A 14,623-nucleotide genomic window follows, 5' to 3' on the forward strand; every position below is an offset into this window, starting at 1 on the left:
TAAACAGAGAGGGAGAACCTTATGCAACATGATGTCGCGATTTATCACAATCCGCGCTGTAGTAAGAGTCGAGAAACGCTGAAGTTACTCGAAGATAAAGGCATTAAGCCGGACGTGATTTTATATCTCGAAACCCCGCCGTCGGTAGATACGCTGAAAGAGCTGGTGAAGAAGCTGGGATTTGATTCTGCGCGCGATTTAATGCGTAAAGGGGAAGAGATTTATAAAGAGGAGAATCTGGCCGATCCGGCGCTGAATGAGCAGCAGCTGCTGCAAGCCTTGGCCGATCATCCACGTTTGATTGAGCGCCCGATCGTGCTGTCGAAAGGCAAAGCGCGGCTGGGACGCCCGCCTGAGCAGGTGCTGGAGATCCTGTAAATCGGCGAACCGAATTACAGGTTAAGAATATCTTTCACAAAGGGGATCGTGAGTTTGCGCTGTGCCGTGATGGAAGCTCTGTCGAGCTGATCAAGCGTCATAAACAGCGTGCGCATCTCGCGATCCAACCTCTTCAGCAGGAAGCGACCGACGTCCTCCGGCAGTTCAAACCCACGCAGTTTCGAGCGCAATTGCAGCGCCTGCAGCTTCTCTTCGTCAGACAGCGGCTGCAACTTGTAGATTTGCCCCCAATCCAAACGCGAAGCGAGATCAGGCAAGCTGAGATTAAGCTGGCGCGGCGGGCGATCCCCGGTAATAAACAGTCGGGTGCGGCCGGTTTCCAGAATACGGTTATACAGATGGAACACGGCGGCTTCCCACTCGTCATCCCCCGCAATCCCTTCAATATTGTCGATACAAACCAGCGCCAAATGTTCCATGCCATCAAGCACTTCCGGCACGAAATAGGCGCGTTTATCCAAAGGCACATAGCCTACCGCTTCGCCACGCTGGGAGAGTTCAGCACAGGCTGCGTGCAGCAAATGGCTGCGGCCACCGCCCTCGCGCGACCAGAAATAGATGTAAGTGCCGTGCTCTTGATGCAGCGCCGTTTGAATGGCAGAAAGCAGAGAGGGGTTCTCCCCCGGATAAAAACTGGCAAAGGTTTCATCATCAGGAAGATAAAGTGGCAGGGAAAGCTGTGCCGGCGTATTCAGAAGCACCTCAACCAATACGGCTTATAAACCGCAAATGTTGTTATCAACAAAAAGTCGTATCTCATGGTTATTTTTCGGGTTGTTGCCGCCATAAACAGAAAGCGGGCAACGGCAGAATTCTAGCATAGGATCCTGCCGGAGTTGAACTCTGCCCCGCACAACCGCTTGCTAACCGAGCTAATCGCCGGGTGGAGGATCCCGCAACCGGCGATTAGCGGGAAGATTTACGCCGCGCGATCCTCGCGTTCATCTTCGATATCAATGATCTCTTCTTCGCCGCGCACCAGTTCAATCACTTTGAACAGCAGGCTGAGGAAGATACCGACGATGGTCGCCAGCGCCATGCCTTTCAGCTCCGCAGCGCCAATGTGGATCTTCGCGCCGCTGACGCCGATGATCAGAATGACCGCGGTGAGGATCAGGTTCTGCGCTTTGTTGTAATCCACTTTGGACTCAATCAGCACGCGGATACCCGAGGCACCAATCACGCCGTACAGCAGTAGAGAAACGCCGCCCATCACTGGAACCGGCACGGCCTGAATCGCCGCCGCCAGCTTGCCGATGCAGGACAACATAATCGCCAGAATCGCCGCGCCGCCGATAACCCAGGTGCTGTAGACCTTGGTGATCGCCATTACGCCGATGTTTTCGCCATAGGTGGTATTTGGCGTAGAACCAAAAAAGCCCGACAGCACGGTGGATAACCCATTTGCCAGCATCGAGCGATGCAGGCCCGGGTCGCGCAGCAGATCCTTTTTGACAATATTCGCCGTCACCACCAGGTGCCCGACGTGCTCGGCAATCACCACCAGCGCGGCGGGTAGAATAGTCAGGATCGCCACCCACTCAAAGCGCGGGGTGTAGAAGGTTGGCAGCGCGAACCAGTGGGCAGATTCAATGGTAGACACATCCACCACGCCCATAAAGAATGACAGCGCATAGCCCACCAGCACGCCAATCAGAATCGGGATAATCGCCAGGAAGCCGCGGAACAGCACCGAGCCGAGCACCGTCACGGCCAGCGTTACCATGGAAATGGTAATGGTGGTGGAATCAGCCGACGCGCCCTCGGCAGGCAGCAATCCGGCCATGTTGGCGGCAACCCCCGCCAGCTCTAACCCGATGACGGCAACGATTGCGCCCATCGCCGCAGGGGGGAACATGACGTTTATCCAGCCAATCCCGGCCTTTTTCACAATCAGCGCGACTAAGCAGAACAGCAGGCCGCAGACGATAAACCCACCCAGCGCCGCCTCATAGCCCATCGGTAATAACAGCAGGACCGGCGAAATAAAGGCAAAGCTGGAGCCGAGATAAGCGGGAATTTTGCCCTTACAGACAAACAGATACAGCAAAGTGCCGATGCCGTTGAACAGCAGCACCGTGGCCGGATTAATTTTAAACAGGATCGGCACCAGCACCGTGGCACCGAACATAGCGAACAGATGCTGGAAACTTAGGGGAATGGTCTGCAACAGCGGCGGGCGCTCACTTACCCCAATGACGCGACGTGTCATGAATAGATCCTCTCAAAGAGTTGGCGATTATAGGTGTCATGTTTCAGCCGTGGCGGCCTGATAAAAAGGTAAGACCCTGATAAAAAATCAAAAAAAAGCCGACTTCTCAGTCGGCTGCTTTGTAACGAATGCTTATTTAGTACCAAATATCTTGTCGCCCGCATCGCCGAGGCCCGGCACGATGTAACCATGCTCATTTAACCCCTGGTCAATGGAGGCGGTGTACAGCTCAATGTCCGGGTGCGCTTTCTCTAACGCGGCAATCCCTTCTGGAGCAGCAACCAGTACCAGCACTTTAATGCTCTGGCAGCCGGCTTTTTTCAGCAAGTCGATCGTGGCAATCATCGAGCCGCCGGTCGCCAGCATTGGGTCAACCACCAGCGCCAGACGCTCTTCAATATTAGAAACCAGCTTCTGGAAATAAGGCACAGGTTGCATAGTTTGTTCGTCACGGTAGACGCCCACCACGCTGATACGCGCGCTTGGAACGTGCTCCAGTACGCCTTCCATCATGCCCAGGCCGGCACGCAGAATTGGCACTACAGTGATTTTCTTACCTTTGATCTGATCGATTTCTACCGGGCCGCACCAGCCTTCGATAGTCACTTTCTCAGTTTCTAAATCAGAAGTTGCTTCATAGGTCAGCAGACTCCCCACCTCAGAAGCCAGTTCGCGAAAACGTTTCGTGCTGATGTCATTCTCACGCATCAGGCCCAGCTTATGTCGCACCAGCGGGTGTTTCACCTCAACGATCTTCATTTTTATTTCTCCTAAGGTGGTTGTGCTGCAAAAAAAAATCGCGAGATTATAACGCCTTTTTTTTTGAACGCCACTGCCAATAGCCTGATCGCGGTCAATAGAATGTCGATCAACAGTATAGACAGCAGAATGACTCTCAACCTCACAAGCCCCTCGCAAACGTTTGCCTTGGCTGTTAGAATTGCCGCGTTTTATTTTACCAACCGCCTTGGGGATTACGCAGTGACCGACAAGACCTCTCTCAGCTATAAAGACGCAGGTGTGGATATCGATGCAGGTAACGCATTAGTAGACCGCATCAAAGGTGTAGTAAAACAGACTCGTCGTCCGGAAGTGATGGGCGGATTGGGTGGTTTTGGTGCCCTGTGCGCGCTGCCGCAAAAATATCGTGAACCTGTGCTGGTTTCGGGTACCGACGGCGTTGGCACCAAGCTGCGTCTGGCAATGGACTTGAAACGCCACGACACTATCGGCATTGATTTAGTCGCCATGTGCGTTAACGATTTGATTGTTCAGGGTGCTGAACCCCTGTTCTTCCTCGATTATTACGCCACCGGTAAGTTGGACGTCGACACCGCCGCCAGCGTGATCACCGGGATTGCCGAAGGCTGTAAGCAGTCTGGTTGTGCATTAGTCGGCGGCGAAACCGCTGAGATGCCGGGCATGTATCACGGCGAAGATTACGACGTGGCAGGCTTCTGCGTGGGCGTGGTAGAAAAGTCAGAAATCATCGATGGCAGCAAAGTGGCTGACGGCGATGCAGTGATTGCTCTGGCAGCCAGCGGCCCGCACTCCAACGGCTACTCGCTGGTGCGCAAAATCCTCGAAGTGAGCAAAACCAATCCAGAAACCACGGATTTGGCCGGTAAGTCTCTGGCAGATCATCTGCTGGCACCGACCAAAATCTATGTGAAATCGATTCTGAAATTGATTGAGCAAGTTGAAGTTCACGGCATCGTGCATCTCACCGGTGGCGGCTTCTGGGAAAATATCCCACGCGTGCTGCCGGATAACACCCAAGTGGTGATTGACGAAGCAAGCTGGCAGTGGCCGGACGTGTTCAACTGGCTGCAAACTGCCGGTAACGTCAGCCGCCACGAAATGTACCGCACCTTCAACTGTGGTGTGGGTATGTTGGTTGCTCTGCCTGCTGAGCTGGCCGATGAAGCCGTGGCCTTACTGAATGATAATGGCGAAAAAGCGTGGAAAATTGGTAGCGTAAAAGCCTCTAATTCCGAAGAACGCGTTATCATCAAGTAAATTCGACTACAGACAGGTGTTGAGATGAAAAGGATCGTGGTGTTGGTATCAGGCGAAGGGAGTAACCTCCAGGCGCTGATTGATGCCTGCCAGCAAGGACGTATTTACGCGACGCTCAGCGCCGTCTTCAGTAATAAAGCCTCGGCATTCGGGCTGGAACGGGCGCAGTCGGCCGGTATTCCCGCTCATGCATTAGATGTAAAATCCTTTGCCGACCGCGCGGCGTTTGACGTCGCGCTGGCCGATGCCATCGAGGCTTACAATCCCGACTTGATCGTGCTTGCGGGCTACATGCGCATTCTCACGGCTGAGTTCGTTCAGCGTTTCGCTGGCCGCATGCTCAATATTCACCCTTCCCTGCTGCCAAAATATCCCGGCCTGCACACTCATCGTCAAGCAATTGAAAATCAAGATGAAGTTCACGGCACTTCCGTCCACTTCGTGACTGAACAACTCGACGGCGGTCCGGTTATTCTGCAAGCCAAGGTGCCGGTTTTCAGTGATGACAGCGAAGATGAGCTGGTTGAACGCGTGCAGACGCAGGAACACAGCATCTATCCGCTGGTGGTAAGTTGGTTTGTCGATGGTCGTTTAGCGCTAAAAGATGGCGTGGCCTACCTCGACGGTAATCCGCTACCAGAGCAGGGTTACGCCGCAGATTAAACTGCCCGCAGGCGATGATTTCACTATAAACCGGCCACGTGCCGGTTTTTTGTTTTATATCTGTTTACGTTCGTTTACATATTGACCGCTATAATGACTGCGTGAGTGCACGTTTAAAGTCGTTTGTGTGCTCACCTTTTCTTAAAACAGGACTGTTTAAAGAGCCTAGTTTCTAAAAAGTATCCGAATAAACGACATTTCGGGAAATTTTATGTTTAGCAAGACCCACGTCAGATTACGTCCACTGGAAAAAGACGATTTGGCGTTCGTTCACCGTCTCGATAACAACGCAAGCATCATGCGTTACTGGTTCGAAGAGCCTTATGAAGCTTTTGTCGAACTGACCGACCTCTACAACAAACATATTCATGACCAAAGCGAACGCCGTTTTATCATTGAATATGAAAGCGGGCCTGTTGGTCTGGTGGAGTTAGTCGAGATTAATCACATACACCGTCGTGCTGAGTTTCAAATCATTATCGACCCCGCTCATCAAGGCAAAGGGTTTGCCGGTGATGCCGTCAAGTTAGCGATGGACTATGCGTTTTCCGTTCTTAACCTCTACAAGCTGTATTTAATCGTCGATAAAGAGAACAAAAAGGCGATTCATATCTACAACAAGTTGGGCTTTGAAGTAGAAGGCGAACTGAAACAGGAATTCTTCGTTAACGGGGAATACCGCAGCGCCATCCGTATGTGTATTTTCCAACCGCAATTCTTGGCGAAGTACAAAACCAAGCCGGCGGAATCCAAACGCGTTGATCCTATCGGCGCAGGCGTGGTTTAACCGCCCTATTAGCGGTGAACAAGCTGCTTTTCTAAAGCGTATCTTCATGAGATATCTTGTTCACCGCTAAGCTTTTTCCTCTCTCGTTGCGCCATTTAATGCTCACTTTCCACCCTCTGATTTAACCTCCGCTTTGTATTGGACTTTCCTGTCAATCTTTCGCAATATTGGTAGTAGACACTAGGCCCCTCTCTCTCAATATTTTCCATTAGAGATATGTCGAACATCCACAGGATGTGAGCTGGAAATAGCGAGATTTTCCCTGGTGATTCATCGTGATAACGCTGAATGTTGGGCCATAAAGAATGGAGTTAAAATGGGTCAGGAAAAGCTTTATATAGAAAAAGAACTGAGCTGGCTGTCCTTCAATGAACGTGTTTTGCAGGAAGCGGCAGACAAAAGCAATCCTCTGATCGAACGCATGCGTTTTCTGGGCATCTACTCCAACAATCTGGACGAATTCTATAAAGTTCGTTTTGCCGATTTAAAACGCCGAATTTTAATCAGCGAAGAACAAGGTTTTATCGGCGCGTCTCGCCATTTGCTGAAAAAGATTCAGGCCAAGGTTCTGCGCATAGACCAAGAGTTTGACAGTCTTTACAACGACCTGCTGCTAGAGATGGCGCGCAACCAGATTTTCTTGATCAACGAACGCCAGGTGTCTGAAAATCAGCAAAATTGGCTGCGTCAGTATTTCAAACAGCATCTGCGCCAGTTCATCACGCCTATTCTGATCAATCACGACACCAATCTGGTTCAGTTCCTCAAAGACGATTACACCTATCTGGCAGTCGAAATTATTCGCGGTGAAGAGATCCACTACGCGCTGCTGGAAATTCCATCAGACAAAGTGCCGCGCTTCGTTAACTTGCCGCCGGAAACGCCGCGCCGCCGCAAGCCGATGATCTTGCTGGATAACATCCTGCGCTACTGCCTTGATGACATCTTTAAAGGCTTCTTTGATTACGACCAGCTCAACGCCTATTCGATGAAAATGACCCGTGACGCCGAGTACGACTTGGTGACGGAGATGGAATCGAGCCTGCTGGAATTAATGTCTTCGAGCCTGAAACAGCGCCTGACCGCCGAGCCGGTGCGCTTTGTTTATCAGCGCGATATGCCCGATGACATGGTCGAGCTGCTGCGCGGTAAACTGGGGATCTCTAACTATGATTCCGTCATTCCCGGCGGCCGCTACCACAATTTTAAAGACTTCATCGGCTTCCCAAATGTCGGCAAAGCCAACCTGGTCAACCGCCCGCTGCCGAGACTGCGCCATCTGTTCTTCGATAAATTCCGCAACGGCTTTGAAGCGATTCGCCAACAAGACGTGTTGCTTTACTACCCGTACTATACCTTTGAGCACGTGCTGGAGCTGCTGCGTCAGGCCTCTTTCGACCCCAACGTGCTGTCAATCAAGATCAATATTTACCGCGTAGCCAAAGACTCGCGCATTATCGAATCGATGATCCACGCGGCGCATAACGGCAAAAAAGTCACGGTGGTGGTGGAGCTACAGGCGCGCTTTGACGAAGAAGCCAACATCCACTGGGCCAAGCGCCTGACGGAAGCTGGGGTGCACGTTATCTTCTCCGCGCCGGGCCTGAAAATTCACGCCAAACTATTTCTTATCTCACGCCGGGAAGGCGATGAAATCGTCCGCTATGCTCATATTGGGACCGGCAACTTTAACGAGAAAACGGCCCGTCTTTATACCGACTATTCTTTGCTGACGGCGGACAGCCGCATCACCAATGAAGTGCGCCGGGTGTTTAACTTTATTGAGAATCCATACCGGCCGGTGACTTTCGAGCACCTGATGGTATCGCCACAAAACTCCCGCGATATGCTGTATAAGCTGATCGATCAGGAGATTGCCAACGTGCAGGCTGGCGGTAACGGCGGGATCACGCTGAAAATCAACAACCTGGTGGATAAGGGCCTGATTGATCGCCTCTACGCCGCTTCCAACGTTGGAGTGAAAATCCGCCTGTTGATCCGCGGCATGTGCTCGCTGGTACCGGAACTGCCGGGCGTCAGTGAAAACATTCAGGTGACCAGTATTGTTGACCGTTATCTCGAGCACGACCGGGTGTATGTGTTTGAAAATAATGGCGACACCAAAGTGTTCCTGTCCTCTGCGGACTGGATGACGCGCAACATCGACTACCGTATTGAAGTGGCCGTCGCCCTGCTGGATCCGACGCTAAAACAGCGCGTGCTCGACATCCTCGACCTGCTGTTCAGCGACACGGTGAAAGCCAGATATATTGATAAAGATCTCAGTAATCGTTATGTTCCACGCGGAAATCGTCGTAAGGTGCGCGCGCAGCTGGCTATCTACGACTACCTCAAAGCCTTCGAGCTTGAACATAATAAACAGCAACACGATTAGGCCTGACACTTTGGAGCACCACATATTATGCCCCTGAACAACACCATAAACGCCAAACCGCAAGAGATTGCGGCTATCGACCTCGGGTCAAACAGCTTCCATATGGTGATAGCGCGCGTCGTGAATGGCGCGCTACAGGTGTTGGGCCGCCTGAAGCAGCGTGTGCATCTGGCTGACGGTCTGGACAGCAACAACGTATTGAGCGAAGAAGCTATCCAGCGCGGTCTTGACTGTCTGGCGCTGTTTGCCGAACGTTTACAAGGCTTTCCCGAACAGAACGTGACCATTGTCGGCACCCACTCGCTACGTCAGGCGGTGAATGCTGAAGAGTTCCTCCAGCGCGCCGCCGAGGTTATCCCCTATCCGATTGAAATCATTTCCGGGCAGGAGGAGGCGCGCCTGATTTTCATGGGCGTCGAGCACACTCAGCCCGAAAAAGGCCGCAAGCTGGTGATTGATATCGGCGGCGGGTCGACGGAGTTGGTGATCGGCGAAGATTTCGAGCCACTGCTGGCAGAGAGCCGCCGCATGGGCTGCGTCAGCTTTGGGCAATATTTCTTCCCCGACGGCGAAATCAGCCGCGCTAACTTTAAACGCGCCCAGCTGGCCGCCGCGCAAAAGCTGGAAACCATGGCCTGGCAGTATCGTCTGCAAGGCTGGCAGTACGCGCTAGGCGCGTCGGGCACCATTAAAGCCACTTATGAAGTGCTGGTGGAAATGGGCGAAAAAGACGGCCTTATTACCCCTGAACGCCTGAAAATGCTCACTGAAGAAGTGATGAATTACAAAAACTTCTCCTCGCTGAGCCTGCCGGGCCTGTCCGAAGATCGTCAGTCGGTATTTGTGCCGGGTCTGGCTATCTTGTGCGGCGTGTTCGATGCGTTGGCAATCAAAGAGTTACGACTGTCGGACGGCGCGCTGCGCGAAGGCGTACTGTATGAGATGGAAGGTCGCTTCCGCCATCAGGATATCCGCACTCGCACCGCAAAAAGCCTGGCCGAGCACTACAACATTGACCGCGAGCAGGCGCGCCGCGTGCTGGAAACCACCGAATTACTCTATGCCCAGTGGCTGGCGCAAAACTCAAAACTGGTGCAGCCACAGCTCGAATCTCTGCTGAAATTCGCTGCCATGCTGCATGAAGTGGGGTTAAGCATTAACCACAGCGGCATGCATCGCCATTCGGCCTATATCTTGCAGAATACCAACCTTCCGGGCTTCAATCAGGAGCAGCAAACCCTACTGGCTACGCTGGTGCGTTTCCACCGTAAAGGGGTGAAACTGGAAGAGCTGCCACGCCTTAACCTGTTCAAGAAAAAGCATTACCTGCCGCTGGTGCAGCTTTTGCGCCTCGGCGCACTGCTGAACAATCAGCGTCAATCCACCACCACGCCAGAGACGCTGCGACTGCTTACGGATGATAATCATTGGACGTTGCGCTTCCCCGCCGGTTATTTGGCGCAGAACAACCTGGTGCAGTTGGATTTTGAACGGGAACAGAGTTACTGGGACGACGTGACGGGCTGGAAGCTGATTCTGGAAGAAGAGGACGGCGAGCAGGAAGATCCTGCTAAATAACCCGCCAGCCTTTGGTTAGACGCGATCCTGCCCTTTCACAAGGAGAGGATCGCGGTAACGCTTTTAGTTTATTGCCGAGTTTATCGGCTCCTGAACCAGCTGGCTGAGTGGCTCAGGCATTCCAATCAAATATCCCTGCATATAGTCCACGCCCTGCGCCCGCAGTGCTTCGCGCTGCTGTTCGGTTTCCACAAACTCAGCGACTATCGCCAAGTGTTTCATCCGCGCAACCTGACAAATTGACTGTACGATGTAGGCATCCAGTGGGTCCGTCATCATGTTGCGCACGAAGCTGCCGTCAATCTTCAGGATGTCCGCCTGAATAAACTTCAAGCGATCATAACTGGCATAACCCGTGCCGAAATCATCAATCGCAATACGGCAGCCGTAGTGGCGTAAATCGCGCATGGAAAAATCAGCATATTTCACATTATGCAGCAGGTGAGATTCCGTCACTTCCAGCACGATTTGGAACGGCTCGACCTGATACTGCGCCATCAACGCCTTGAATTGGCTACTAAAAGAGGGGCGACAGAAGGTCGACGGCGAGAAGTTCACCGCGAAGCGCACGCTCGGCAGCTTCTCACGGTTATCGTTGATAAACATGAGGGTGTGCTTCAGCACCCAGATATCCAACTGGTAGGCCAGACCAAATTCATGCACCACCGGCAGGAATTTTTCCGGCGTCATCAACCCGCCCTCGTCATCCTGCATGCGCAGCAGGATCTCATGGTAGCTGTCGCCGCGAATACCGGCGATAGGCTGCGCCATCAGCACGAAGCGATCTTCATCCAGCGCGCGCTGGATTTTATGCAGCATCGCCACTTTGGATTTGATCTCTTTCTGCACCTGACTGTGGTCGCTTTTGTTGGACTCCGGCTTGCCGGTGGTCAGCGACACCTCGGCAATACCGCTCAACTCCCCCAGCAGCATGTGCAGATGCTCAACCGGCGGGAAGACGGTGCAGTAGGACAAACCGATATTCGGATGCAGCGGCAAGCCGTTCCAAATCAGGCGAAAATCATCGACGTATTGCTGCAAGCGGTCCAATTTCTCCAGCGTTTCATCACAGTTGAGACGCAACACCAAATCGTACCCCGGCAGGTGATACACCCTCTCCCCTTCCTGCAAGAAAGGCCGCAGGCCAGTGGCCAGTTGCTGTTTGAACTGAATGCGTAACTGCATGCCGTAGTTGCGGCTGAGCACGTCCATTTCCGACACGCGAACAAAGCAGAGTAAAGAGCGCGGATAGCGCGATAAGTCACGATTGAAGGCCCGCAGGTTCGGCAAACCAAAAACCGGGTCCAGCAGGGCGGCCTGTCGGGTCTTTTTCATCAGCTGGCGTTGCATTGACGAGATAGAGGCCATCAGCAGCAGGCAGAGGGTAAACACCAGCATCAGGGCAGAAACAAATACCAGATTATGGACAAAGTCCTTCTCGTTGATGAAGCCGCGATAATTGCTAAACAGCACAATCAGCGCCCCCGTCCAGACGAGCGTAATAAAGTGATAGCCGTAGCGCATCGCACCAAACAGCAGCACCGGCAGCAGCAGGGTTAAGGTGTAATCGCTGAGCAGAATTTTGGCAATCGGCTCACTGATCCCCTCCATGCTCAGCAAAATCACCATCACGCTCAGCAACGCAAACCACAGTACAATCTCGACAGACTTCACGCCCGGCGAGCGCTGATTAAGCATGATTTGGCGCAGCACGCGCAGATAGCGAGGTTTACGCAAAACGCGAAACGTCAGGTACCACAGATGCCCACTCAGCAAGATACCCAGCATCATCGCCTGAAGATTGATCAGGGTCCGCAGCGTCATAAATTCACGGGTCACCATGCCCAGATAGCCCGGCAGCAGTCCCAACTCCACTACGATTTGCAAAATAAAGATGTAGAGGCAGGAGAGGAAAATCACCAGCCAGAAGACGCGCGGGAGCGGCAGACGCAGTAACCCAAAGGTCGCAGACCAGCGTTTACCGGCATGCCAGCGATAACCGGCCCAAGAAACGCTCAGGCAGAACAGATAGATAAGCGTCAGTAGCGATGCCATTTCGGCGCCGATACGCAGGTCATAGCGGATGAACATGCCTATCGCGATACCCGGCAAGGCGCGCCAATCAAAGACCATCATTAGCGCTACACACACCGCCAGCGGCATGTACATCAAATAAGTACGACCTTCCGGCAAGAAGATAATGGGCGAGAAGTAAGACGAGATATTGATAAACACCAGTGCGCACAGCAGTGGCAGGCCCCACCAGTGGCGGCTGTATTCACGCCAAGATAAAAATTTACTCATAGGATATGCCATGTTTTTCCGCAGGCGATCCACGCAGGTCGCGTGCTGGAATCATTGAGAGGCCAGATGAACGGTCAACAACGCCAAAGAAACAACGGGTTTAAGGAAACGTCAAAAGACTGGCCACAAAAAGCGGTAAAAACAGATTTCGCAGCATCACTAAAATAAAACCAGATTCTAAGTTGGCTCATATTAAACTATTTGATGGGGATCAATAAACCTAGACTTTGCTAATTAGCGTAAAAATCGCCTCAAATGCATTCACTCAAGAGTGAAAAAATACCCTATAAATTTCATACACGTATGATTCTCTGCCGGATATTTTTATTCACAATTCAATCCAGCGCCCAGAGTGCGAGATTATTCTGAATATCCTGACGGAACACTCCTACACAATGAGACTTTTCTGGCTGGGTTAGGCGTTGTGCTATATATTGATTATGCGAATGAGTCTGTTTTAAATCATTATTTCACCCTGATGGAGCTACGGTTTAATAAGCTGAAATTACTATGTCTAAAAAAGCCAACATCAAGATGACTAAGATCGTATTAGCGATCAGCTTTATTATTTTATTCGGCCGCTTGGTCTACTCCGCCGTCGGGGCCTGGTCACATCATCAAACTCAAAAACAGACTCAGGTAGAACAATCGACGACACCGACACCCTGATATTTTAGTTTTGGAATTCAAAGGATAAGGACGCAGCATGTCTGCCAATAAGCATCGCTATCACGTACAAAAGCTGGCGGAAACACGTACCCGCATCCTCAACCTGCTGCTTGACAGCGACGACCTTGCCGACAGCATTCTCGGCGAATCCAAAGATATCGACCCCGCCACGCAGTCCCTGCTAATGGACCAGACTGCCGAGCTCAGCAATCTGATTGACGGGCTGCATCCGGCTGACCTTGCCGATATTTTAGAAGCCTTGCCGGAGCGCGAACGTCTGGCGCTGTGGCGTTTAGTCGATCCCGCAGATCGCGGTAAAGCCTTAGTAGAAGTCTCAGAAACCGTCTGGGACAGTCTGATTGAGGAAATGAGCGACAAAGACCTGCTGAAAACCATGTCGCTGCTGGACGTGGATGATCAGGTTTATCTGGCGGAATATCTGCCACGTGACCTGATGGGCCGCGTGCTGACCTCGCTGGATCCGCGCCAGCGCGAAAAAGTGCGCGAAGTGGTTAAGTTCGGCAAGGATACCGTCGGGCGAATCATGGATTTCGAGCTGCTGTCCGTGCGCGCGGATGTCACGCTGGGCACTGTGCAGCGCTATTTGCGCTACCGTAAAGACATTCCCGAAGCCAGTGACAAGCTGTTCGTCACTGACCGAAACAACATGCTACTTGGCGAGCTGCCGCTCACCACCATTTTGCTTAACTCGCCGCATCGCCAGGTTTTCCAGGTGATGAACGATGACCCAACCTGCTTCGAACCCGAAGACAAAGCCGAAGACGCGGCCAGTGCCTTCGAACGTTATGACTTAATCACCGCGCCCGTCATCGACAAAAAGGGCAAACTGATGGGTCGCCTGACGGTCGAGGAAATTGTCGATTTCGTTAATAACGATACCGACACCAATCTGCGCCGCATGGGGGGCTTAAGCCCGGAAGAGGACGTGTTCTCGCCTGTAGGCAAGGCAGTGAAAAACCGCTGGGCGTGGCTGGCCATTAATCTTTGTACCGCGTTTGTCGCGTCGCGGGTGATCGGCCTGTTTGAAGGTACGATTTCGCAACTGGTGGCGCTGGCGGCATTAATGCCGATTGTTGCCGGTATTGGCGGTAATACGGGTAATCAGACAATCACGATGATTGTGCGTGCTCTGGCGCTGCATCAGGTGCAGCTCGGCAATCTTAAATTCCTGATATTCAGGGAGTTGGGCGTCGCACTGATCAACGGTCTGGTGTGGGGTGGCCTGATGGGCATCATTACCTGGCTGCTGTATGGCGACTGGGAGATGGGCGCGGTCATGACATTGGCGATGGTGCTCAATCTATTAGTTGCCGCCAGCATGGGGGTGATTATTCCATTGACCATGGTAAGGCTTGGCCGCGACCCGGCGGTGGGCGCCAGCGTGATGATCACCGCTATCACCGATACGGGCGGTTTCTTCATCTTCCTTGGATTGGCAACAATTTTCCTGCTTTAACTCCCCCTTTGCTGCGCCTTATTCTCAAGGCGCAGCAAAGGTTTTACTCTTCGTTTTCCCTGATAAGGCCATAGCTGACTCCTTCAGCTCATTAAACCCATAAAAACCTGATCTTCTTCT

At 52.4% G+C, this 14,623-nt stretch carries 11 protein-coding genes; 7 read left to right on the forward strand and 4 right to left on the reverse strand.

Features of this window, described 5'->3' with window-relative positions; translation table 11 throughout:
• The first annotated feature begins 21 nt into the window (after positions 1-21).
• Entirely contained in the window at positions 22-378 is a 357-nt protein-coding gene (arsC, locus tag V2154_RS15165; protein ID WP_034792112.1) for an arsenate reductase (glutaredoxin), read from the forward strand.
• A gap of 14 nt (positions 379-392) precedes the next feature.
• Here the strand turns inward: arsC and hda are convergent, their stop codons facing one another.
• From hda to upp, 3 genes are all read right to left on the reverse strand, one after another.
• Positions 393-1,100 carry a DnaA inactivator Hda gene (gene hda / locus V2154_RS15170; protein WP_185689525.1) on the reverse strand — a complete coding sequence of 236 codons (708 nt, stop codon included), beginning with the start codon at positions 1,098-1,100 and terminating at the stop codon, positions 393-395.
• Positions 1,101-1,318: 218 nt separating this feature from the next.
• Complete coding sequence (uraA, locus tag V2154_RS15175; RefSeq protein ID WP_353502902.1) at positions 1,319-2,611, reverse strand: uracil permease; 1,293 nt, start codon at positions 2,609-2,611, stop codon at positions 1,319-1,321.
• 132 nt (positions 2,612-2,743) lie between these two features.
• The gene (gene upp / locus V2154_RS15180; RefSeq protein ID WP_353502903.1) at positions 2,744-3,370 is read right to left on the reverse strand and encodes a uracil phosphoribosyltransferase; all 627 of its coding nucleotides are present in this window, start codon (positions 3,368-3,370) and stop codon (positions 2,744-2,746) included.
• A gap of 222 nt (positions 3,371-3,592) precedes the next feature.
• Here upp and purM point away from each other — a divergent pair, with 222 nt between their 5' ends.
• The 5 genes from purM (at position 3,593) to ppx (ending at position 10,053) form a co-directional block, all read left to right on the forward strand.
• Entirely contained in the window at positions 3,593-4,630 is a 1,038-nt protein-coding gene (gene purM, locus V2154_RS15185) for a phosphoribosylformylglycinamidine cyclo-ligase (RefSeq protein WP_185689523.1), read from the forward strand.
• A gap of 24 nt (positions 4,631-4,654) precedes the next feature.
• Positions 4,655-5,293, forward strand: coding sequence for a phosphoribosylglycinamide formyltransferase (gene purN, locus V2154_RS15190; RefSeq protein ID WP_353502904.1), 639 nt, complete (start codon positions 4,655-4,657; stop codon positions 5,291-5,293).
• A 211-nt stretch (positions 5,294-5,504) separates the two neighbouring features.
• On the forward strand, positions 5,505-6,080 hold the full coding sequence (gene speG, locus V2154_RS15195; RefSeq protein ID WP_353502905.1) for a spermidine N1-acetyltransferase: 576 nt from the start codon (positions 5,505-5,507) through the stop codon (positions 6,078-6,080).
• A 316-nt stretch (positions 6,081-6,396) separates the two neighbouring features.
• Positions 6,397-8,475, forward strand: a complete 2,079-nt coding sequence (gene ppk1 / locus V2154_RS15200; protein WP_353502906.1) for a polyphosphate kinase 1 — start codon at positions 6,397-6,399, stop codon at positions 8,473-8,475.
• A gap of 27 nt (positions 8,476-8,502) precedes the next feature.
• The gene (gene ppx, locus V2154_RS15205) at positions 8,503-10,053 is read left to right on the forward strand and encodes an exopolyphosphatase (protein ID WP_353502907.1); all 1,551 of its coding nucleotides are present in this window, start codon (positions 8,503-8,505) and stop codon (positions 10,051-10,053) included.
• 63 nt (positions 10,054-10,116) lie between these two features.
• Here the strand turns inward: ppx and V2154_RS15210 are convergent, their stop codons facing one another.
• Positions 10,117-12,357, reverse strand: coding sequence for a sensor domain-containing phosphodiesterase (locus V2154_RS15210; protein WP_353502908.1), 2,241 nt, complete (start codon positions 12,355-12,357; stop codon positions 10,117-10,119).
• 706 nt (positions 12,358-13,063) lie between these two features.
• Here V2154_RS15210 and mgtE point away from each other — a divergent pair.
• Complete coding sequence (gene mgtE, locus V2154_RS15220; RefSeq protein WP_353502910.1) at positions 13,064-14,503, forward strand: magnesium transporter; 1,440 nt, start codon at positions 13,064-13,066, stop codon at positions 14,501-14,503.
• The last annotated feature ends 120 nt before the right edge of the window (positions 14,504-14,623 follow it).

The sequence above is a fragment of the Ewingella sp. CoE-038-23 genome (genome assembly GCF_040419245.1).
Classification (GTDB): domain Bacteria; phylum Pseudomonadota; class Gammaproteobacteria; order Enterobacterales; family Enterobacteriaceae; genus Ewingella; species Ewingella allii.